Annotated in this window: 26 protein-coding genes; 8 read left to right on the forward strand and 18 right to left on the reverse strand. The window is 43.3% G+C overall.

Annotated elements, in window-relative coordinates; translation table 11 throughout:
- Window positions 1-136: 136 nt before the first annotated feature.
- The 6 genes from bshC to TY16_RS19305 all read right to left on the reverse strand — a co-directional run bounded on the left by bshC (window position 137) and on the right by TY16_RS19305 (window position 6,434).
- A complete protein-coding gene (gene bshC, locus TY16_RS19280) occupies window positions 137-1,771 on the reverse strand; it encodes a bacillithiol biosynthesis cysteine-adding enzyme BshC (protein ID WP_043933430.1) in 1,635 nt (544 codons plus the stop codon).
- 98 nt (window positions 1,772-1,869) lie between these two features.
- Window positions 1,870-2,265: a DUF3397 domain-containing protein gene (locus TY16_RS19285; RefSeq protein ID WP_043933431.1), complete on the reverse strand. Its 396-nt coding sequence runs from the start codon at window positions 2,263-2,265 to the stop codon at window positions 1,870-1,872.
- Complete coding sequence (locus TY16_RS19290) at window positions 2,262-3,152, reverse strand: 2-dehydropantoate 2-reductase (RefSeq protein ID WP_043933432.1); 891 nt, start codon at window positions 3,150-3,152, stop codon at window positions 2,262-2,264. The genes TY16_RS19285 and TY16_RS19290 overlap by 4 nt, the downstream gene beginning before the upstream one ends.
- Window positions 3,153-3,307: 155 nt before the next feature.
- Window positions 3,308-4,849, reverse strand: a complete 1,542-nt coding sequence (locus TY16_RS19295; protein ID WP_043933433.1) for an acyl-CoA carboxylase subunit beta — start codon at window positions 4,847-4,849, stop codon at window positions 3,308-3,310.
- An 11-nt stretch (window positions 4,850-4,860) separates the two neighbouring features.
- On the reverse strand, window positions 4,861-5,073 hold the full coding sequence (locus TY16_RS19300) for an acetyl-CoA carboxylase biotin carboxyl carrier protein subunit (protein ID WP_043933434.1): 213 nt from the start codon (window positions 5,071-5,073) through the stop codon (window positions 4,861-4,863).
- Window positions 5,074-5,108: 35 nt separating this feature from the next.
- Complete coding sequence (locus TY16_RS19305; RefSeq protein ID WP_043933435.1) at window positions 5,109-6,434, reverse strand: acetyl-CoA carboxylase biotin carboxylase subunit; 1,326 nt, start codon at window positions 6,432-6,434, stop codon at window positions 5,109-5,111.
- Window positions 6,435-6,714: 280 nt separating this feature from the next.
- Here TY16_RS19305 and TY16_RS19310 point away from each other — a divergent pair, with 280 nt between their 5' ends.
- Entirely contained in the window at window positions 6,715-7,188 is a 474-nt protein-coding gene (locus TY16_RS19310) for an N-acetyltransferase (RefSeq protein ID WP_043933436.1), read from the forward strand.
- A gap of 121 nt (window positions 7,189-7,309) precedes the next feature.
- On the opposite strand, the gene TY16_RS19315 is transcribed toward TY16_RS19310, so the two are convergent.
- From TY16_RS19315 to TY16_RS19330, 4 genes are all read right to left on the reverse strand, one after another.
- The gene (locus TY16_RS19315; protein WP_043933437.1) at window positions 7,310-7,945 is read right to left on the reverse strand and encodes an RsfA family transcriptional regulator; all 636 of its coding nucleotides are present in this window, start codon (window positions 7,943-7,945) and stop codon (window positions 7,310-7,312) included.
- A gap of 88 nt (window positions 7,946-8,033) precedes the next feature.
- Window positions 8,034-8,792, reverse strand: a complete 759-nt coding sequence (locus TY16_RS19320; protein ID WP_231505649.1) for an enoyl-CoA hydratase/isomerase family protein — start codon at window positions 8,790-8,792, stop codon at window positions 8,034-8,036.
- Window positions 8,793-9,152: 360 nt separating this feature from the next.
- Window positions 9,153-9,326, reverse strand: a complete 174-nt coding sequence (rpmF, locus tag TY16_RS19325) for a 50S ribosomal protein L32 (protein WP_007086250.1) — start codon at window positions 9,324-9,326, stop codon at window positions 9,153-9,155.
- Window positions 9,327-9,410: 84 nt separating this feature from the next.
- Entirely contained in the window at window positions 9,411-9,935 is a 525-nt protein-coding gene (locus TY16_RS19330; RefSeq protein WP_043933438.1) for a YceD family protein, read from the reverse strand.
- A gap of 241 nt (window positions 9,936-10,176) precedes the next feature.
- On the opposite strand from TY16_RS19330, the gene TY16_RS19335 reads away from it, so the two are divergent.
- Window positions 10,177-11,394, forward strand: a complete 1,218-nt coding sequence (locus tag TY16_RS19335; protein WP_043933439.1) for a nucleotidyltransferase — start codon at window positions 10,177-10,179, stop codon at window positions 11,392-11,394.
- A gap of 71 nt (window positions 11,395-11,465) precedes the next feature.
- Here the strand turns inward: TY16_RS19335 and TY16_RS19340 are convergent, their stop codons facing one another.
- Window positions 11,466-12,494, reverse strand: a complete 1,029-nt coding sequence (locus tag TY16_RS19340; RefSeq protein WP_043933440.1) for a SepM family pheromone-processing serine protease — start codon at window positions 12,492-12,494, stop codon at window positions 11,466-11,468.
- Entirely contained in the window at window positions 12,495-13,277 is a 783-nt protein-coding gene (locus TY16_RS19345) for a patatin-like phospholipase family protein (protein WP_043933441.1), read from the reverse strand.
- 198 nt (window positions 13,278-13,475) lie between these two features.
- Between TY16_RS19345 and ylbJ the strand changes: the two genes are divergently transcribed.
- Window positions 13,476-14,687: a sporulation integral membrane protein YlbJ gene (ylbJ, locus tag TY16_RS19350; protein ID WP_043933442.1), complete on the forward strand. Its 1,212-nt coding sequence runs from the start codon at window positions 13,476-13,478 to the stop codon at window positions 14,685-14,687.
- Between the two features lie 62 nt (window positions 14,688-14,749).
- On the opposite strand, the gene coaD is transcribed toward ylbJ, so the two are convergent.
- Window positions 14,750-15,232, reverse strand: coding sequence for a pantetheine-phosphate adenylyltransferase (gene coaD, locus TY16_RS19355; protein WP_043933443.1), 483 nt, complete (start codon window positions 15,230-15,232; stop codon window positions 14,750-14,752).
- Window positions 15,233-15,236: 4 nt separating this feature from the next.
- A complete protein-coding gene (gene rsmD / locus TY16_RS19360; protein WP_043933444.1) occupies window positions 15,237-15,806 on the reverse strand; it encodes a 16S rRNA (guanine(966)-N(2))-methyltransferase RsmD in 570 nt (189 codons plus the stop codon).
- A gap of 350 nt (window positions 15,807-16,156) precedes the next feature.
- Here rsmD and TY16_RS19365 point away from each other — a divergent pair, with 350 nt between their 5' ends.
- The gene (locus TY16_RS19365) at window positions 16,157-16,546 is read left to right on the forward strand and encodes a DUF7147 family protein (protein WP_043933445.1); all 390 of its coding nucleotides are present in this window, start codon (window positions 16,157-16,159) and stop codon (window positions 16,544-16,546) included.
- Window positions 16,547-16,886: 340 nt separating this feature from the next.
- Here TY16_RS19365 and TY16_RS19370 read toward each other — a convergent pair whose 3' ends face one another.
- Window positions 16,887-17,162, reverse strand: a complete 276-nt coding sequence (locus TY16_RS19370) for a YlbG family protein (RefSeq protein WP_043933446.1) — start codon at window positions 17,160-17,162, stop codon at window positions 16,887-16,889.
- A gap of 160 nt (window positions 17,163-17,322) precedes the next feature.
- Between TY16_RS19370 and TY16_RS26360 the strand changes: the two genes are divergently transcribed.
- Window positions 17,323-17,655 carry a hypothetical protein gene (locus TY16_RS26360; protein WP_155922285.1) on the forward strand — a complete coding sequence of 111 codons (333 nt, stop codon included), beginning with the start codon at window positions 17,323-17,325 and terminating at the stop codon, window positions 17,653-17,655.
- Window positions 17,656-17,703: 48 nt separating this feature from the next.
- Here TY16_RS26360 and TY16_RS19380 read toward each other — a convergent pair whose 3' ends face one another.
- Entirely contained in the window at window positions 17,704-18,150 is a 447-nt protein-coding gene (locus TY16_RS19380; RefSeq protein WP_043933448.1) for a YlbF family regulator, read from the reverse strand.
- 174 nt (window positions 18,151-18,324) lie between these two features.
- On the opposite strand from TY16_RS19380, the gene TY16_RS19385 reads away from it, so the two are divergent.
- On the forward strand, window positions 18,325-19,311 hold the full coding sequence (locus TY16_RS19385) for a glycosyltransferase (RefSeq protein ID WP_043933449.1): 987 nt from the start codon (window positions 18,325-18,327) through the stop codon (window positions 19,309-19,311).
- A gap of 165 nt (window positions 19,312-19,476) precedes the next feature.
- Here the strand turns inward: TY16_RS19385 and TY16_RS19390 are convergent, their stop codons facing one another.
- Both TY16_RS19390 and TY16_RS19395 read right to left on the reverse strand, forming a co-directional pair.
- Window positions 19,477-19,719 (reverse strand): YlbE-like family protein, encoded by a 243-nt coding sequence (locus TY16_RS19390; RefSeq protein ID WP_043933450.1) that lies wholly within the window; start codon window positions 19,717-19,719, stop codon window positions 19,477-19,479.
- 13 nt (window positions 19,720-19,732) lie between these two features.
- Window positions 19,733-20,134 (reverse strand): YlbD family protein, encoded by a 402-nt coding sequence (locus TY16_RS19395; protein ID WP_043933451.1) that lies wholly within the window; start codon window positions 20,132-20,134, stop codon window positions 19,733-19,735.
- Between the two features lie 170 nt (window positions 20,135-20,304).
- Here TY16_RS19395 and TY16_RS19400 point away from each other — a divergent pair, with 170 nt between their 5' ends.
- Window positions 20,305-20,805: a PaaI family thioesterase gene (locus tag TY16_RS19400; protein ID WP_043933452.1), complete on the forward strand. Its 501-nt coding sequence runs from the start codon at window positions 20,305-20,307 to the stop codon at window positions 20,803-20,805.
- A gap of 6 nt (window positions 20,806-20,811) precedes the next feature.
- Window positions 20,812-21,165 carry a hypothetical protein gene (locus tag TY16_RS19405; protein ID WP_043933453.1) on the forward strand — a complete coding sequence of 118 codons (354 nt, stop codon included), beginning with the start codon at window positions 20,812-20,814 and terminating at the stop codon, window positions 21,163-21,165.
- The last annotated feature ends 4 nt before the right edge of the window (window positions 21,166-21,169 follow it).

A 21,169-nucleotide genomic window follows, 5' to 3' on the forward strand; every position in this document is an offset into this window, starting at 1 on the left:
GAGTGAGATAACAGGGAAACTTTTAACGTTAGATTGAGTTAATTAGCGGTCCGATTTCAGGGGCTGTGGTGCAAAGTGGAGGAAAAACATAAACAAGCTTCAAGAAAAAAGGTTCCGCTATATGCGGAACCTTTTTTTAAATCCGTACTAATTTATGGGTACCATCAAATTCATACTCAAGCTCGAGGAGCCGGCTTGGAAAATCAAGTCCAAACTTATTCATATAATAAAGGATATTCCAGACCCGTTCCTGCGGGCTCCCTTCTGGCCTTAATTCAAGAGATACTCGATTAAATTTGCCGAGGGCAATGGAATGCCTCATCTTTATTGCTTCCTCAAGCTTCTTTTGCATAAAGCCGATTTGCGAAAGTATGATACTTTCATTCTTTTTCACTAAAGCAAGAATAGCTGGTTCAATTTCAATTGTTTTATCTTCAATCCGTCTGTATTGTGCATTGACTTCTTTGATAGCGTTCTGAAAAACGGATTCAAGTTCGGGGTCCTGGATCGAATCAAGAAACCTCTCCTCATCCGGCTCTGTCCCTCGCCTGATTGTCTCAGAAACATTCAAGCCAAGTTCCTGAATATCTCTTTCAATTGTTCTATCGATGAATGTAATGTTGAGCCTTGGCACAATTGGGGGCATTTTCATGCCAAAGTTTTCAAACACAAGCTTCAGCTCGGCCCAATAAGCTATTTCTCCCGGACCCCCTATAAACGACAAGACCGGGAACAGCCATTCCTGCATTAATGGCCTTGTCACAACATTATTACTAAGGCTGGCAGGTTCATTCCTGGCGATCTGCAGCAATTCTTCAAGGGTAAATGAAAGGCTGCCTTTATTGCCGACGAAACACCCTGACAACGGATCAAAATCAAGCAGAACTCGTTCATTGATAGTTTTATCATAATAAAATAAATTTGCGGAGTTCTCTGAAGCATCTATCGTTTTAGGGAAACCGCCTTTGCTTATTTCCTCCTGCTGACGGAGCAATGCAGAAATAATTGCTTCCTGGCCGAGGATGATGTCCTCGAACCTCGTACGTTCAATTTCTCTTAATTCAGGATTCCCAGAATCAATTAGCAAGAGACCGGAGTCAGGAAAGAGACCGGTAATCAAGTCTCCAAAAAAGTCAGTGAATGTTTCGGAACGCTTTAACGCGTCCTCCATAAATGCTTTAACCTGCCGTGTATGTCCGGTTTCCCCAAAAAGGGAAAGTATGCTGGCAATCCAGGAACGGCAAAGCTCCTTATCTATCCGGATGTCAGTGACCATTTTTTTCTGAATGACTTTTTGCGGAAAAATCCACTTGTCCGCCCTGGTGCCAATCGGGACATAAACATGGTTCACTTCCTGATAGTCATGGTCTTCACCTGCAATCCAGAAAACAGGAATGACTGGGATTCCAAGTTCCTTCTCTTTCTGTCTGGCTAGTTGGATAATGGAAATGACTTTATGTATCGAGTATAAAGGCCCGGTAAGGATGCCTGCCTGCTGCCCGCCAATAATTACCGCGCTGTCCGGCTGCTTCAATTTTTCAAGCGAGTTTTTAATTGCTGCAGACGGCTGGAAACGCGCCATATACTTTTCGATATGTACGGCAAGCTCTTCTCTCGGAAATTGCCTTGTAGCTAGTTCATCAAGCCTTGCCCTGTCAGCTTCAGGCTCATTATATGTATAGTGGAAAAATGGCATTACTTCATTTGTCTGCTGCAAATAATAAGATGCAAACGGATTTGCCGCAGGCAATATGAGATTTGAAACCTCCATACAGTACTTCCTTTCTGCAAAAACAATTGTGTATCAATACCATATGAGTATAGCATTTACATTACGTAAACAAAAAAAACTTTGCCTGACAATCTACTTTAAGGAAATTGGACGGCAGTTGTTGCACGTTGAATTAATCCAAATACGATCAACCCTAAGTATCCAATAAAAAACAAAAGGAAATTAAATCTCCAAAATCCTCTGAAGACTTTCCCAAGAACTACTTCCCCTCTTATTTTCCAATGCAGGACGGCAAAAATCATTGCAGTGGCAAACACTATAATCAAAATTAGCCAGAGGTAGGATTGTCCCCAAATGGTTCTAATTAAGAAATGGACGGCAAGAATTAGGAGCAAAGTTGTAAAATCCACCGCACTTCGCACCGAACGCCTGTGGTTTCTGGTTATCGACTTGCTTATTATAAAGATTAGCAAGTATCCCAAAAGCGGCATAACGATGAATGCAGCGAGAAACGATGAAATAACTGTGCTCATGTATTCCCCCCCTGTCCCCATTCAATTCCTTTAATCATATGATAAAAAGCGGTTATGAGGGGAACGCCCTTCCCCATGTCTCCAGCCTGCTCAAGAAGATAGCCGAGAATCGCATCAACCTCCGTCTTTCTGCCTGACTCAATATCCTTCAGCATTGAAGAACGGTTCTCCGCTGTTTTTTTGCAAATATCTTTAACATGCTTTAATTGCCTGGCCTTATCCTTAAATCCCAGGATATCCACCACCTCAGCAAATAAATCCTCAAGCATCTTTTCAAAATACGGGTTTGTAATAAGCTCGCCATTTGGAACACGGAGGATAGCGGTAAGCGGATTTATAACAGCATTGGCAGAAAGTTTGCTGGCCAGCATCATATAATAATCCTTTTCTATTAAGAATGGGAAATCCGTTTTAGAAATTGCCGCAAGTTCATTTAGCAATTCACCGTCGCCCTTCACTACTGCTGCTTTCGTAGCCCCAATTCCATTATGGCTTACAATTGCCGGACCTTCCCTAAACGCCCCGTGTTCAACAGACCCAACAAAGATATTACAGCCTGAAAGTTTTTCAAAGAGCTTCAAGTGACCCATGCCATTCTGTAAAAAAAGCACGTTGGGGATGCCGTCGAGTTGAGAAAGAACGCTCTCAAGCTGGTATTGCTTCACCGCCACAATCGCGAGGTTAATATCAGGAAACCTATCCATTAATTTCTTAGCCACAACATTGACTTTAAAGGATTCAACTCCTCTGTGAAGCGTAATACCTGTTTTATTTATTTCATCAGCTTGTTCAATCGTACGAGTATATAAAAGGACATCAAAACGGGTTTGCAAATATGCTGCAAACAGCAACCCAATTGACCCTCCACCTATTACAGCAATTTTCATCAGCTTAACTCCCGTCTATGCTTTACCTACATTTTACCAAAATAGGACAGGCTTTGTGACTAAATTCCTATCTTTCTTTAAAAGAAAAATAAATATGTTGAAATGAATACAAAACCCTTCCGCGCATTTAGAGCGGAAGGGTAAAATTGGTGAACTTATACTGGATAGACCGGATGCTTTCGGGTACTGAAGTTCAATTCCTTTGTTTCATAGTAGCCAAAGCGATTAATCAGTACCTCTCTCAACTCATCGGCTGCTACAATCTCATCGACTATCAACTCTGATGCGAGCTTGTAAATATCAATCGATTCCTTGTATTCCTGATGCTTTTCCTGTACAAAAGCAAGCTTTTCCTTCGAATCGGCAATTTCATTGATTTTATTGGAATAGACAGCGTTAACGGCAGCTTCCGGCCCCATAACCGCTATTTGCGCAGTAGGAAGTGCAATGCATACATCCGGCTCGAAAGCTGGGCCCGCCATAGCATACAGGCCGGCGCCGTAGGCCTTGCGGACAATGACTGAGATTTTCGGCACAGTCGCTGAACTCATAGCTGCAATCAGCTTTGCCCCGTGGCGAATAATACCAGCCCGTTCAACCTTGGTCCCAATCATGAAGCCTGGCACATCCGCTAGGAACAAAAGCGGAATATTGAAAGCATCGCAAAGTTGAATGAACTTAGCACCCTTATCAGCTGAATCGACGAACAGGACACCGCCTTTTACCTTTGGCTGGTTGGCAATGATACCAACTGTCCTGCCGCTGAGTCTTGCTAACCCCGTAATCAATTCAGGGGCGAACAGTTTTTTAATTTCAAAAAAGCTTCCTTCATCTATCAAACTATTGATTGCTTCATACATATCAAATGGCGCATTCTGATTCACAGGAACGATCGACTCTAAAGAACGTCCGGAAACAGGTGGGACAGAGTCAATAGTTTTGGGCTTTTCCTGAAAGTTTGCCGGGAAGTAAGCAATATACTTTTTGGCAGACTCAATCGCTTCCTCCTCGTTCGCTACCAGGATGTCTCCACATCCGCTAACCGTACAATGCATGCGGGCACCGCCCATTTCCTCGAGAGTAACTTTCTCTCCAATTACCTTTTCAGCCATTCTTGGTGACCCAAGATACATAGAGGCGTTCCCATCAACCATAATGACCACATCACAAAATGCAGGTATGTATGCTCCACCTGCAGCAGATGGGCCAAACAATAAGCATATTTGAGGAATCATCCCGGACAGCTTCACCTGATTGTAAAATATCCTGCCTGCGCCGCGCCTGTTCGGAAACATGTCAAGCTGGTCAGTAATCCTTGCACCGGCGGAATCAACCAAATAGAAAAGCGGCACCTTCAGTTTTTCAGCAACTTCCTGGATTCGTATGATTTTCTCGACTGTCCGAGAGCCCCACGATCCTGCTTTTACAGTTGAATCATTAGCCATGACGCAGACGGTTTTTCCGCCAACCTTGCCTATTGCTGTTACTACGCCATCTGCTGGCAGACCCTCCGCCTGATTATTGGCGAACTTGCCATCTTCTTCATACTTGCCATTGTCAAATAACAAAGCAAGCCTGTCACGGACAAACAGCTTGCCCTGTTCTTTATTTTTTTCATGATATTTCGGGTGGCCGCCTGCTTCGGCGACAGTCCTTTTCTCGTTCAGTTTATCTGATAATGTAGTAGTTTCAGTCATCCTCGTCCCCCCTATTCCAGGACAACCAGACAATCGCCTTCATTGACGAAATCGCCGATGTTGACCTTGAGCTCTGTAATTTTTCCGGCAAAATTGCTTTCAACAGGAATTTCCATTTTCATTGACTCGATAACGATGATTTCTTGGCCTTCTGTCACTTCATCTCCAGCCGAGACAAGGATATTCAGTACCGTGCCTGCCATTGATGCATTTATTTCCTTCATTATTTCTTCCTCCCCCATTTTCTAAGACTTCAGATTTATTTTTGTAAAAATGATGTTGTATAATTCCCTTTTGCAAAATTGGCATCCTCAAGGATTCTTGTGAAGAGAGGAGCGTTTGACTTTATTCCGCTAACAGTAAGCTCCTTAAAAAAATTCCTGCCACGTTCCAGCGCCTGTTCCCTTGTTTCCCCATAAAGGACACACTTTGCAATCATTGGATCATAAAAAGGGGTTACTGTATCACCGGATTTATAGCCATAATCTACTCGAATTCCTTCACCGCCGGAAAAAACGAAGCGATTAATCTTACCTGGAGATGGCAGGAATTTTTCCGGATCCTCTGCGTAAAGTCGGAACTCGATTGCATGTCCCACGCTGCTAATGTCTGACTGGCTTTTTGGTACGTCTTCCCCTCTGGCAACAAGAATTTGCCACTCCACAAGATCAATACCAGTAACTTGTTCCGTAACAGGATGCTCTACCTGGAGGCGGGTGTTCATCTCAAGAAAATAAAAGTTCTCGTGTTCATCAAAAATGAATTCAATCGTACCCGCATTTTTATAATCCACCGCCTTCGCAGCATTGATAGCGGTTTCAAAAAGCTTTGAACGAGTCCCTTCGGAAAGAAATGGCGATGGGGATTCTTCCACCACTTTTTGATTGCGTCGCTGGACCGAGCAATCACGCTCGAAAAGATGGACGATGTTCCCATTTCCATCACCAAAAACTTGTACTTCAATATGCCGGGCGTTGGCTATGAATTTCTCCAAAAACACTTCATCAGAACCAAAGTAAGCCTTTGCCCTTGCTTTGACTGAAGCAAACGCTTTTTCAAGCTCAGCTTCATTGGAGCATTTGACCATGCCGATTCCGCCTCCTCCACTCGAAGCCTTTAGCATGACCGGATAGCCAATACCTTCCGCAACTACCTTCGCCTCATCTACAGCGGCTATACCGCCATTACTCCCAGGTACAACAGGTACACCCGCTTTTTCCATAGCTGCCCTTGATGCGACTTTATCCCCCATTAACCGGATTGTATCTGATTTAGGGCCTATAAACACAAGCCCTTCCTTCTCAACAAGCTCAGCAAATTCTGCATTTTCCGATAAAAACCCATACCCGGGGTGAATGGCTTCAGCCCCTGTACTTTTTGCCGCATGAAGAATTGTTTCCGCTTGCAGATACGATTTGGCGACAGGAGGCTCGCCAATTCTAACAGCTGTTGTTGCTTCCAACACATAGGGAAGCCCAACATCCGCATCAGAATAGACAGCAACCGTTTCGATTCCCATCCTTTTACACGTTCTAATTATTCTTAATGCTATTTCGCCTCGATTGGCAATTAGTATCCTTTGCACACTATACCCCTTTCTCCCCAAGAATCATTGTTCGCTTACTCTATCCCCAAGGGCAGCCGAAAGAAGGTCACTTTTTCATTTATCCGATCCTGCATGCCCTATACTATGGTTCTACCATACATTCTGAATATCCTGCAAATTTTGAAAACACCTTTTCATGCTAAAATGCAGAATTTTTCATATTCGTAGTATATAATTAGAATAATTAAAGAAATTGTTTGGCTTAAGCTTTTTACTTTATATGAATGAAAAGGGAGAATTTTTAAAAGGGGGCTACTAAATGGCAATAAAAGTTGAAAAACTGAAAGTCAATTACAAAACGCTTGAAGAGTTTAAGAAGTTTAAAGAATATGGAGTCCAGGAATTGTCCATGCTCGAGGATCTGGAAGCAAACATTCTGGAAAACGATAGCGAATCTCCCTTTTACGGGATTTATTTCGGGGATAAATTGGTTGCCCGGATGAGCCTCTATCAAGTTGATGCAAAGAGAGATCTTTATTTTGACCCACCGCAAAATTATTTGGAACTTTGGAAACTGGAAGTACTCTCCGCCTATCAGGGCAAAGGATATGGCTCGGCTCTGGTAAAGTTCGCAAAAGATTTCGGGCTTCCTATCAAGACAAACCCTCGTGTCGGATCAAGAGGATTTTGGGAAAAGCACGGATTTATAAACGTTGAATATGAAGTAGAGCGTGATCTTGGCGAAAACCCGCTGGTATGGTATCCGGAAGGGGTAAGCGCCCAGCATCATTAAAAGAACAAAAGCGTAAGCGCCTTCGCTCTGGAGCTAGACGTAGACAAGTTGAATAAAAAATTTCTAATCTCCTTAACAATAAACAAGGCTGTACGGATTTTCTTCCGTTCAGCCTTTTCACTTACTCTACCCTTTCAAGGTTTCCAAACTTATCAATCTGAAATTTTGCTTTATGCTGGCCCTGTGCCGCTTCTTCCTTATCGGCAGCCATCTTTCTTGCACGGTCCAGGATGGACATCAATGCTTGATAGTCTTCTTCAAGAGTGTTTAGCTCTTTTAACAGGCTTTCATTTTCCCTTTCAAGTTCTCGTATCCTTACAAGGGCTTGCTCATATTCATTTGCCGAATTCCCGGCCCGCGCATAAAGATTTTCTAAATAGGCCAGCACATCCTTAAATTCAGGAATTGAGGAGCCTGGGTTTGGCTGGACAGATTGAACATCCTCAACTGATTGGGAATCTGCAAGCAGTTGAACTACCGGCTGTTTTGGTGTTTCAAGCTGCTGATCCTTGGATTCACGAGAGTTCTTTTTTGCTTCCTTGCGTTGTTTTTTTGCATGTTCAATGCCAGCCTTGTATTGTTTCCTTACATGGGAATTCCATCGGAACCCGCATGCCGCGGAGGTTCTGGACAGTTTCCTTCCCACCTCCTCGAATGCCTGAAGCTGTGTGCCGCCTTCTCTTATATTGCGCAGGATTACCTCGGCTAGAAGCAGGTCTTCATCCGCGGTCCATGCGTCCTGTCGTGTCGATGACATCCTTCTGATCCCTCCTATCGTTTTACCTCATACTTATGCAGGTAATAGGAAAGATAGAATTAGTATGCAAGTCTCATTTTTTGAATTGCTATTTACTTTTCTCGAGGAATTTAGCCACCTGTTTATGATGGGCTTCTGTTTGCCACAGTTCCGCACAAAACTCGACTTCTTTATCAATTCTCACCTTTAGGCCAGCACGCTCCCATTTGTTTACCCAGACACGTTTATATCCTCCTAGGACTGCTCCTTCTCTTAAAAGCATATCACTGCAGAATTCGCCGAGCGCATCTACTGGCTGACCATCAAAGACGCTGTCTATGAATCCAGTTACCGCCAGTTCCTCCACTGAATGAAGGTTTGCATCCATTACTAGCTTCATTGCAACAGGACCTGACAGCTTTTCTGATAAAAGTGATGTACCGCCCCAGCCCGTGATGATTCCTTGCCTCCCTTGAATGAATCCAGCTTTTGCTCCTTTTGCTGCAATTCTGAAATCACACGCTGAAGCAAGTTCGCAGCCGCCGCCAACAGCAGCCCCATTCAGGACTGCAACCGTAGGTTTCAATAAGGTTGCAAGAGAGTAAAGAATGGCGGCCGCCTTAGATAGCATTGGATATGCATCCTCTTTAGTTTTTAATTTGTGAAACTCAGACAAATCTCCGCCAGAGCAAAAAGCTTTTGAACCTGTTCCTGTAACCGCGACTATTTTTACCTTATCGTCCTTAGAAAGTTCAATTAACCGATTTAATCCATCCAGGACTTCGAAACTAATCGCATTCCGCTTTTCTTCCCTATCGATTGTAAATAAGAGAATCCCTTCTTCGAGCATGGTAATCGTATATGCCAAGTGCGTTCCCTCCTGCTAAAAAAATTATATGTAAACAAAAGCTTTCCTAAATATCGCCCCTTTACCAGCATATGTCCAAAGGGGTCTCGTCACAAGATATTAAATCTATATATAGTAATCACAAGTTTTTTCCATGATTTTCTCTCCACAAGGGGAAGCTCCTGAGAATAACCATCGCAGAAGAAAAAGCGTTTTTTGCATTTTCGAACGAGTCTTCGTGCTTTCCGCTTCAATCAATTAGTGCCTTCGCTTCGCATTTCTTTAGTTTATATTAATCCTAAATGGATTTTTACGGTATTAAATTTTTTTAACGAAAAAAGCACAGGGGATTATCTCCCCTGTGCTTGTTCGAACGGAAAATTAGTCGTTAACTACTTCTTTTCCTTTGTATGTTCCGCAAGCTTTGCAAACGCGGTGAGCAAGTTTCATTTCTCCGCAGTTTGGGCATGCCACCATTCCAGGAACATTTAATTTGAAATGAGTGCGACGTTTTCTTTTCGCAGTTTTAGAAGTCCTTCTAAAAGGTACAGCCATTCTTCCCACCTCCTTAAAGAGTTATAAGAAAGTTATGAAGGCCAGAAATTGCTGGTTCTTCACTTGCTTACTTTTTTTTGCCGATTATGAATCGGATGGTTTGTTGTCGTCAAAAAACTTGGCCAGGCCAGCAAGCCTTGGATCAATTTTGTTGCGCACGTCCTCTTCGCTTACGACTTCCCAATCCTTTCCGGATTGCGGAGCCGCGCCTTCAGGATTTGCTTCATCACTGAAAACTTGCATCGGAACTTCAAGCAACAGAATTTCCCTGATGACAGGCATCAAGTCGACCACATCGCCTTTAACCTGGTGAGCTTCCTCATCAGTTTCATATCCAGACATATTGAAAAGGAACGTTTCCGTTGTCTCTACATCAACTGGATAAATGACATCAACTAGAGTCCGTGAACAAGGGAGGACCAGATGGCCTTTAATCCTGATATGAAAGGTCACACGCGATGACCCGATATCAGCCCGTCCGGTTACGTGAATCGGGGATACATCCCTAATGGTTGGGTCAGTTTCCCTAATTTCGTCCGCACTCACTGTATCATCAATCAGCATTTCCTTGTTGCGGTTTTTTTGTAGTTGGCTAATTGTCCATTTCATTTACATCACCCCAAGGCAACAAAGGTAATTATACTTTTATGCATACTATTTGTCAATATTTTTTCTTTACACCGAAATTGCAGGTGCCATCAGTGTTTTTAGCATTTTAATTTCCTTCCTAAATAGTTTATCCCTAATATAGCTGAAGGAAACATTATAGCATACAGGAGCTGTTTTACTTAAGTGGTATTGATGATTTATAGTAGAAAGAAAGTAATTCAGTAGAAAGGAGGCTCCACTTGTGAATGCTGTCGGGATTGTAGTTGAATATAATCCATTTCATAACGGTCACTTATACCATCTTCACGCTTCAAAAGAAATCTCCGGTTCAGATATTGTCATTGCTGCGATGAGCGGCAACTTCCTCCAACGCGGGGAACCTGCGCTCGCCTCAAAGTGGGCCCGTACAAAAATGGCGCTTTTGAATGGAGTGGATATTGTATTCGAGATTCCTTACCAATACGCTGTCCAAAAGGCTGAAATTTTTGCCTCGGGAGCTGTTTCAATTTTGCAGGCTGCGGGTTGTTCAAGTTTATGCTTCGGAAGCGAAGCAGGTGATGCCGGCAATTTTATTAGCACAGTGGAATTTCTCGAAGAACACGAGGAAGAATTTAATTCTTTTATTAAGAAGCATATGAAGTCCGGGGTCAGTTACCCGCGAGCAGCTTCTCTTGCACTTTCGGAATTAAACGGGCCGGAAGGTATGATTCCGCTTTCCCAGCCAAATAATATACTCGGCTTCCATTATGTAAAGTCCATTCGTGATCAGGGCAGCAGCATGAAGCCCTTAACTGTTAAAAGAAAAAACGCCCAGTACCACGATGAAGACTTCTCATCAGCAAATATTGCAAGCGCAACAAGCATCAGAAAAGCTTTTTTTTCCGATGCCCTTGATATACCGGCAATCTCAGCCTATATCCCCACAGCCTCAGCCAGCGTACTGCAGGAATATATAAATACATACGGAAGTCTGCATCAATGGGAGCAGTATTGGCCTTTGTTAAAGTATAAATTGCTTCAGGCAAGGCCTGGTGAATTGGCTGGCATTTATGAAGCCGAGGAAGGCCTCGAAAATCGTCTCGCTGAATGCTCAAGGAAGGCAGATACCTTTGCCGGCTTTATGGAGCTTGCTAAAACCAAGCGCTATACATGGACAAGGATCCAGCGTCTCTGTACACACATTCTTGTTAATGCGAATAAGAGCGAAATGGATGTTCGTGATGGAGGGCAGCCTGGTTATTTGCGATTGCTTGGAATGACTGCTTCTGGCAGGAGCTACCTGAACAAAATGAAAGGAAGTTTCCCTATCCAGCTTGTATCAAAGCTTTCAGGATTCTCTGATCCGGGTATAGAGCTTGATACCCGTGCTGCATCTATTTACTCGATGGCCATTCCAGGCAGCAACGGACAAAGATTGCTTGAACTTGAGTACAGGCAGCCACCTATATACATGGGATAAAATGTGAGTGGATATCCCAGTACGGCACGTTTCCTTAAAAGCGAATAAAAGAGATGAAGCACTAAACGGCTTCATCTCCCCTCTTTTTCAGGCTTTAATTTTTCCAGATAGTCGACAGCGTCATCAAAGGTATCGACGGGTACAATTTTCATCTCGGTACCAATATCTTTCGCAGTCTTTACGGCAGCCCTGTAATTTGAGTCCTTTGCTCCTTTTTGATTTGGTGCAAAGAAAATATCGGCTCCTGCTTTGTCAGCTGCGACAATTTTTAGCTCAATCCCGCCTATCGGCCCTACAATTCCTTCGGATAATGTACCCGTTCCGGCGATTTCATATCCTTTTGTCAAATCGTCCTTGGTCAGCTGATTGTATATTTCCAACGAGAACATCAATCCTGCTGACGGACCGCCTATTTCATCCGTTTTTATCTCAACTTCCGGCTCAACAATGATTTCCCTGTCATCAACAATCGCTACACCAAGTCCTGCACGTTTTGGATCCTCTTTAAATGTTTTTAAATCAACGCTTACTGTTCTCTCTTTGTTATTCCGTGTAAGGACCAATTCAATTGATTCCCCCGCTTTTTTCTCAGCAAGGTACTTCATGAACTCATCCCTCGATTTTAACGTTTTTCCATCTACCTTCAACAGCCGGTCACCAACTTCAAGTTTCCCTTCCGCAGGCATTCCAGGAACGACTTCCATCACATACACACCATTATAGCGATAATCCACTGGCAAGCCAGCCTTCTTATAGGCAGCCTCAATGGCGCTTGCTTTCGATCCTTCCATTAAATGAAGCTGCTTTTGATTGTATTCCTGTTCACTTTCATCGGGTCTTAGTATATCCTCCAGAGGATATACCACCTGATATTTACTGAAGGTTGCCATCAAATAGGTGTAAATATTGGCCCTGCCCATCCTGACTGTTGTCAGCATAAAGCTTCCTTCCTCATCATATCCACCTTCAACTTCAATAATGGGTTCAAGTTCCTTTGCTAGTCCAGGCTTGGAAATATAATAGGGAAGCGTATAAAAAACGCTTGCCAAAACCAGGACCGCCGCAAGGATCCAGGGCATCCGAGGGTATTTCTTGCGCATCTACTGCTGCTCCTTCCACCGTCCAATAACTTGCCTTATCGGTTCGATATGTTTTCGTGCTTCTTCTTCTCCTATTTTAATGATGTCTTCGATATTGGTAAAGGCACGCGAACTGAATTTTCCTACTGAAGGGCGGATCATGATGTCAGAAGCGACTTCCCTATTAACCAACAGTTCTGCCTGCATAATATCTATGCTTTGCATAATTACATCATAGATCGAATCGATTTCCGCATTTTGTTTGACGCCGGAAACATCGACCGCAATGACGATGTCTGCTCCCATCTCTTTTACGACTGAAACAGGAATCCTATCTGCAACACCTCCATCAACAAGAATTCTGCCGTCTATTTTTTCAGGAATAAAGATGCCCGGGATTGAAATGCTTGCCCGGACCGCATCGGCAGCAGGACCGGTTGTAAAAACCACCTTTTCCCCGTTCATCAAATCTGTCGCGACAATGGCAATCGGCAAATTAAGCTCCTCTATATTTTTGTTATGGGTGAAAACCCTGATAAACTCCTTTACCCGCTTACCTGCAATAAAGCCCATCTTGGGTACGGCAAAATCAAGAAAATATTTTCGTTTAAACCCAATCGAGAATTTATAAAACCGATCCAAATCTATGCCGGTCCCATACAAGCATGCAATAAGCGCTCCCATGCTGCTTCCGGCAATCATATCGATAGGTATTCCCTCATCTCGGAATACCTTTATTACACCGAGATGGGCAAACCCCCTCGCCCCGCCGGAGCCGAGCGCCAAGCCGATTTTTGGGGCCATATCCTTGCTGCCTCCTCTAAAGTGGATACCGTGATTAAATCTCCTTCAATCTTATGGTCTAAATAAATATTCTATGAGTATATTGTTTTACAGGGACAAGGCTTTGCCTGCCCGGTTCCTGACAGTGCCACTGCAACATTGTTCAAATCATCCGTAACACCCTGAAATACTCCGCCATTCTCCTTAAGGAGGCCCTATATGTTCCGTTCAAAAATCAAAACTATCTTTTTGGCAGCCTCAGTTACCATTATGGCAGCTTCCTTGATTACATATCCGCAGGAGGCCTTCTCTGCCTCAATTCGAGGCCTTAATATGTGGTGGGAAATCGTTTTCCCCTCTTTGCTGCCCTTTTTTATTGTATCCGAAATGCTGATTGGCTTCGGCGTTGTCAAGTTTATCGGAGTTCTACTAGAACCATTCATGCGGCCTCTTTTTAAGGTGCCAGGTGTGGGTGGGTTTGTCTGGGCGATGGGTATGGCTTCTGGCTATCCTGCTGGTGCGAAACTAACTGCAAGACTCAGGCAGGAAGGAAGCCTGACCAGAGTTGAAGCAGAACGCCTTGCTTCCTTCACAAATTGCTCTAACCCCTTATTCATCTTTGGAGCGGTCTCAGTCGGATTTTTCCATAATGCCCACCTTGGCTTCATTCTCGCCGCTTCCCATTATCTTGGCAACTTTTGTGTTGGCTTACTCATGCGCTTTCATGGAAAGGATGAACGAATGACAAGGAGCTGCCGCTATAAGCGGCTAAAAATAAGGGAAGCCCTTGCCGCCCTACATAGAACGAGGATTAAGGACAATCGTCCGATTGGCAAATTACTGGGTGATGCCGTAACATCCTCCATCCAAACACTGTTAATGATCGGCGGGTTCATTATCTTGTTTTCTGTTGTCAATAAAATTTTGTTCCATCTTCATATAACAGCATTTTTAGCAAAAGGGATCGAAGTCCTTTTTTCAACGTTCGGATTTCCTGAAATGCTCAGTATCCCATTTATCTCCGGCCTATTCGAAATCACCCTGGGCAGCCAGCTAACGAGTCAGGTGCAGGAAGCGACTCTTCTCCAGCAGACAATGGTTACCAGTTTTATACTTGCCTTCAGCGGTTTCAGTGTTCAAGCCCAGGTAGCCAGCATCCTTGCACAAACCGACATCCGTTTTCAGCCGTTCTTTATCGCGAGGATTATTCACGGATTTTTCGCCAGCATTTTTGCTTTTTTGCTTTGGGAACCTATCTACACAAGGTTTGCGGATAGCGGCGCTCCTTCCGATGCCATACCAGTCCTTTTACAAAACAATGCGAATTTCTTAACATCAGCCCACTCATTTATCGGATATGCAGGGCCGCTCTTTACAATTGGTTCCCTTCTAATCTATATTGCCATTCTATTCAGAAGGAGAAACGATTGATAGCGAAATTCAGGTTATTAGGCCATATGAAAAGCCAGGTGCAAGACAGCACCTGGCTTTTATTAAAGATTAAATTTCTTTTTCAATGCAGCTTCTACTGTTTGAGGGACAAGCTCGTGGATATTGCCCCCATATTTTGCAACTTCTTTGACAATGCTCGAGCTTAGGAATGAATACTGATTATTTGTCATGATAAAAAAGGTTTCAATCTTTTCGTTGAGCACTCTGTTCATAGATGTAATTTGCATTTCATATTCAAAATCGGAAACGGCACGTAGGCCCCTGATTATAGCATTAGCATGAACCTTTTCAGCATAATCGATAAGAAGGCCCTGAAATGAATCAATTTTCACATTGGGTAGATCCCTCGTTACCTCACGTATAAGCTCTGTTCGTTCATCAACTGAAAATAGCGGATTTTTGGAAGAATTGTTTAGGACAACAACATACACCTCATCAAATACTCTAGCACCCCTCCGAATGATATCAAGGTGCCCGTATGTAATCGGGTCAAAGCTGCCCGGGCAGACTGCTATGGTAGCCAAATTACTAAACCTCCTGGTGGTTTTGGGAATATGAAAAAATAGAGATTGCTATTATACCGTACACTTCAGACTTTATCTTTTCAAGCCTTCCTATCGAATCCGGTAAATTTACTTCCTTGCCATGCTCGCAAACTGCAAGTCCATCCTGCTTCAGCCGGCCATCAGCATCAATCTGTTCGAGAATCTTTACAAGCTGCTGCTTTTTATAGGGAGGATCCAGAAAGATGAAATCAAAGTCGAGTTCTCGCTTTTTCACAGCTTTTAATGCCCGTTCAGCATCAGTTCTGTAGACTTCTGACCTGTCTTCGAATTCACAGGCTTTTAGGTTATCCTTAATTGTATGGATAGCTTTCGGCTCCCTGTCTATGAAAATAACCTTATCAAGGCCTCGGCTTAGCGCCTCAATCCCAAGCCCTCCGCTTCCGGCAAACAAATCAAGGCCCATCCCGCCGGAAAAATAAGGTCCTATCATATTAAACACTGCTTCCTTAACCTTGTCAGTCGTAGGCCTGGTCGAACTTCCCGGTACAGCTTTTAGCTGCCGGCCTTTATGTGTTCCTGAAACGACTCTCATCTCATCACCGCTCATTACTATTTACTATTTCATAATCCTACCATACTTGCAGGACCTCGCCAAATCCCAAATGAAATTTGACCGCTCCTGAAAATTTTGTGGAAAAATGTGTATAAGCATTGCATCACTGGAGATAATGACAGTAACAACATCATTGAGGATGTTGTTGCCAACCGCGGAGAAGACTTACGTTTCCCCATAAGTTCTTCCTCCGGTTTCTCCTCTCCCTTTGCCTTCTGTCCCTTTGGGATATAGAAGGACCCTGCAGGATTCCTGCGGGGTTTTTTCTTTTTTGCCGTGGACATCTATGCTAATGTTAATTTATATACTAAACCGAAGGAGAGTTTCCTGTGATTCAGCGTTTTGTAGAACTTGGCAATGGCTATGGTGACCTATATGAATTAATCGAGCTTGCAAAAACGAACTCCGGCCGATTGCGCCATATGATGGCTCTTTATTCCGAAGTAGACCGAAAAGAGGTTGTTTCCCTCGCAATCATACTGAACCCTGCCAGTGAAGGCAATTTTCAGCCAGTATATATATGCAGAGAGGGCATCCCCGACCCGAGAAGGATCCCAAACAAACGGTACACTTTATTTGAGGAGACAGCAGCTTCACTGAACAAAACCGTTTGTGAGTTGACAGTAAAGCCATGCAGCATGTTTGCCGAACGCGACTTATATTTTCAGTATTTAATTGGGATATTGCGCCTTAACCATTTCATCCAGCCGCTACGTTAGACTAGAAAAGCGAAAGCGCCTTCGTGACAGGCCAAAGAACGGCCTCGAGCCAGGCAAAGAGCAGCCTATCTCTGCGATGCTAATTCACGGATGCTTTCCTTTGTGTCCCTGCGATGATTATTCTTGGAAGCTTTCCTTAGTGCTCAGCGCCGTATGGACTCCTCGAAAATCCTCATTACGCTATCGCGTTATTTTGTGCTATGTAATTTCGGGGGCGCTTTCCTTGTGCTATCACTTTTTCTTCGTGCTATGCTGATACTGCCGAAGCCTTCCCTGTGGAGCTAGACAGTTACAAAGTCCCACCATATAAAAACAAAAAGTGAGGGGATGCCCCCTCACTTTAGATTCCCATTTTATAATCGTATTCTTTTGCTTTATCGGGAGCAGAATTCTCATATTCCATCTTTACAAATGGCTTGTAAGAAGGCTCGACTTTTTTAACAAATGAGTACGAATTCAATTTTTCCATCACGGTCTCTATTTCACTTTGATTACAATAAATGACGGCGTACTTCAGCTTCTTGGAAACATAGTGAACATTCCCGAATCGCCTTAGCATTTTGGCCTGCTTCAGTGTATAGAGCCAAACCACCAATCCTTGCCTTTGCCCAAACATAGATTTTCCCCTTCTTACACGATGTTTCTTATAAGTCTAGCATATTATTGCCATTTAAATCAATCCTGCCATAGCCGAGAATCCTATTGACTGCCAGAACAAATAAAACTGAAATAAGTTCAGTATTTGCTCTTCAATTAAGAGAAAAAGGATGATGAGTATGGAAATGGAACAAGTCTGGTCAGCTTTCTTAAAGGAAATCAGCCTAATCCCTAGTATTGCCTCTGTTGACCTGAAAAAAATTGCCGGCATCCCTTTCCTCTATTTGAAAATTACCTCTCCTATTAATCCAGAAATACTTGAAAGAAGCATTCGCCGTTGTTCTTCCACAGCCATGAAAGGCAAAAAACTGAGCAGTGAGACTATATATGTGAGAAGCGAACAAAATTGCTTTGTATTCCGTCACCGCTTCTTCGTACCCCAAAGAAAGATGTTTTGCTGTGGTAATTTATGCGTAGATTGCGTTCGCTTCAATCCAAATGGATGGTATTAACAACAAAAAAATCAGCAGAAGCCTTTAGCTCTGCTGATTTTTTCATCATTAAGCGGAACAGCCGCAGCTTCCACCCGATCCACATCCGCCGCCACAGCTCGACCCAGAATCAAAGAATGGATTTCCGGTTGGAACCTTGACATGTATTGAAACGGAGTGTCCAATCAGCATGCTGATTTGGTCCAGCAATGCCTGAAGGTCATTTTCTGCCCTTTTGAATTCGGCAACATGATCATCAAGGTCCATCTCACGCTTCGCTTCGCGGATATCTTTCATAATGCTTTTATAATCCGGGTGGTACTTGCCAAAACGCTGAACGTCCTCGTATTGGTCCTTCAGTTTGACAAAACGCGCAATTTTCGTTTGCGTTTCCTGGCTTGTACGCAATTTATATAGGCAATCCCGATAGTATTCAGCAACATCAGACTCAAGAACCATGTTGCCCACCTGATCGGCATAATCGATCAATTCTATTCTTTCGCTAGTAGCAAGCAAATTTGCCCACCTCCATTGCTTATTCTACCATGAAGACAGGGTAAAGGTGAAATTTTCTTATTTATTTCCTGGATTTACCTTTTATAAGGCTGAACTGTTTATTTATGAAAACGTGCAGATACATTATACTTAAACCGGACAGCATGTTCTGTATCAATTTCAATGGTGACGCTTATGAATATAGCATTATTTACACCTTATTTTAATCAGCCAAGAGGCAATTCTACAACGGCAAAACGCCTCATCTATTTTCTAAATAAGGCGGGTGTCCGTCCCTCAGTGGTGACCTATCAGGAAAACAACGGCAGTACGCAAAAAATCCATGCGGATTTCTTTCACATTTTACATGCGACCAGATTTGTAAAATGGGCGAAAGAACAACATTTTATCTTAAACCGCCCTTATATCGTTACAATGGGTGGTACAGATATAAATGTAGATTTACAAACCAGCATGAGCTCTGATATCTTCTCATTTTTAAATGGCTCGCACTTTATTACTGTTTTTACCGAAGATGCAAAAAACAAAGTCGGGGAGCTCCACCCTGCCTGGTTGAATAAAACATACGTAATCCCACAAGGCCTTTGGCTTCCCTGGAGGATCTCTCCAAGAAGAGATAGACTTAAACCTTCTATCCTTCTTCCAGCAGGTTTGCGGCCTGTCAAGGATGTCCTAAACGTCCTTCCGGGACTGGATGAGATAATTCACCATTATCCTGATATGACTTTTACAGTAATTGGCGCAAATTTAGATGAGTTCATTCATCAAAGGGTGCTAAGGCAGGCAGAACAAAGAAAATGGTTTAACTATGTTGGGGCAGTTCCCCACGAAGTAATGATAGAAGAATATGATAACGCAGATATTATCATTAATTCTTCCCTGTCCGAAGGCCAGCCGCTTGCATTAATGGAAGCTATGGGATTAGGCTTGCCAGTAATAGGGCGAAAAAACAAAGCCAACCTGCAGCTAATTTTACATGAAGAGACAGGCTGGCTTTACGAAACTATTTCAGACTTCATAGAAGCCATCCATTCAATCGTCAACAATATTCCTTTACGTGAAAAAGTAGTCCGTCAGGCAAGAGAGTCAATGTTTGAAAAATTTTCACCTGAAAAAGAGGCGTTGGCTTACCTTTCCTTGTATAAACGGATCGGATGCTAGCTTGACTTATACCAAAAAGAGCTAGCCTCTCCGTTACAGAAAAAAACGCCTGTCCCTTATGGATTATTCTAAAACCCAAAGGGAAAGCGGTACGGGGGAGAGCCACAGCCGCTAACATCATTGAGTAGAATGGCGTATACGCCATGTACAGCCTCGTAAAGCGTTTTATCCACTAGGGCTTTTCATCGACTGGAACATATGGAACATCATGGATGCCATCTGTACCCCATTTGCGAATTTGGCTACCCGATGCGGAATTGTTTTTTCAAAATGGTGAAGGGATGCTATTTCAAACTCATCCAATGCTCCCGGGCTTCGGGAAAGCTTGCGGTACCAAACGGGCTGTTCCCTGAGAAATTGCCGTAAATCTTTTCTTGAGTTAATATACTCATTGATTTCCTGCCTCATCACTGACCTCCTATCAATCCTTCCGGAACGGGAACGGGTGCTGGGGGATTGGTTCAGATGGCGGAGCTTGTTGGATAGGCTGTTGTTGAAACTGGCCAATGAGACCCTGTATGGCACCCAATGCCTGGCTCAAATTGTAAAGGTGGGATTGAATCTGTCCAGGTTCCACCTTCTTCGCCAGCTCAGCCAATTGCCCCATCCAATCCTTTTTAGAACTATCATCTTCAACCTCTTCTTTTTTTACCCCACTGCTTTTATTCCATCGAGAATCCTCTTCACCAAGAAGGTACCATTCTTCATATAGCTGCTGCCATGTAGTATCCCCATTACGGACGTCTCGGATCAGGTGGGGATTTTCCGCCACAAACTCCTTGAATTTACTTACAGATGGATGCAGCTTCCTTCCTTGCGTCAAAGTCCATCCCCTCCTCTCAACATGCCTATAATACCGTATGCCCATATGTGGAATTTGTGAAAGAACCGCTAAAAAATTGTATCGGGGAGAATTATTATCTTTCCTTTTCTAACTCTGTAAAAATAAATGCAATAGTGATAGTATTTTTAATAGAAAAGGAGAGAAAAACTTTGGACCATGAACTAGAATTATTGCTAAAGCAATACCTTGAAAAATCAACTCAAGAAGACCTTGATGTCTTAAAACATGTTCTTACCGGGTTGAAGGATAAAGTAGATGGAAACACAGGTACATATATAGGCGGACTCCTCCATTATGAAAAAGTACCAGACGATAATGCCTGGGAAGTCACAATTCCGATAAATCCGCTAATCTATAACTCCCTGGGTATTGTACATGGGGGAATTACGGCCACTTTACTCGATTCAGGAATGGGTACACTTGCAAACGCTCTTGTCCCTGAAGGATATGGTGCGGTAACTTCCCAGCTGAACGTACATTACCTGGCACCGGGAATTGGCGACTACCTTCGCTGCCGGGCCGAAGCCGTCCATATTGGAAGAAATACGCTTATCGTCAGTGGCGAGGTATTCCGGAGCGATGGAAAAAAAGTTGCCCATTCGACTGGAACTTTCTTTATCGTAGAAAAAAAGCCAAGCAGCGGAGAGTGAAATCATTTGGTCACTGCAATTTTAATTCCTATCATTATCCTCTATTTTTTATGGATTTCCATAAAAGAAACAAAGGAACATGAAATTAAATGGCGTGAGGCTGGCTTTGCAAAGGAAGAAGCGATCGTATCGGGGACGATTATTTCTTTTTCTCAGGAAAAACAACGCTTTTACTATCACCGTTACCTTCTTGTCCAGGAAATGATGGTCAGGACTACAACGGGTTCGGTCAAGGTAAGAATCCAGACCCCGCTTACTAAGGATGCTGCCATAAAGCATTTCTCTACAGGTGAACAAGTCAAAATATACGGAAGCTGGCAAGATAAATGTTTCCATGCCAATCGGGTTGAGCTAGTATAAAAAG

The organism is Bacillus sp. EB01 (assembly GCF_000613125.1).
Classification (GTDB): Bacteria; Bacillota; Bacilli; order Bacillales; family Cytobacillaceae; genus Bacillus_D.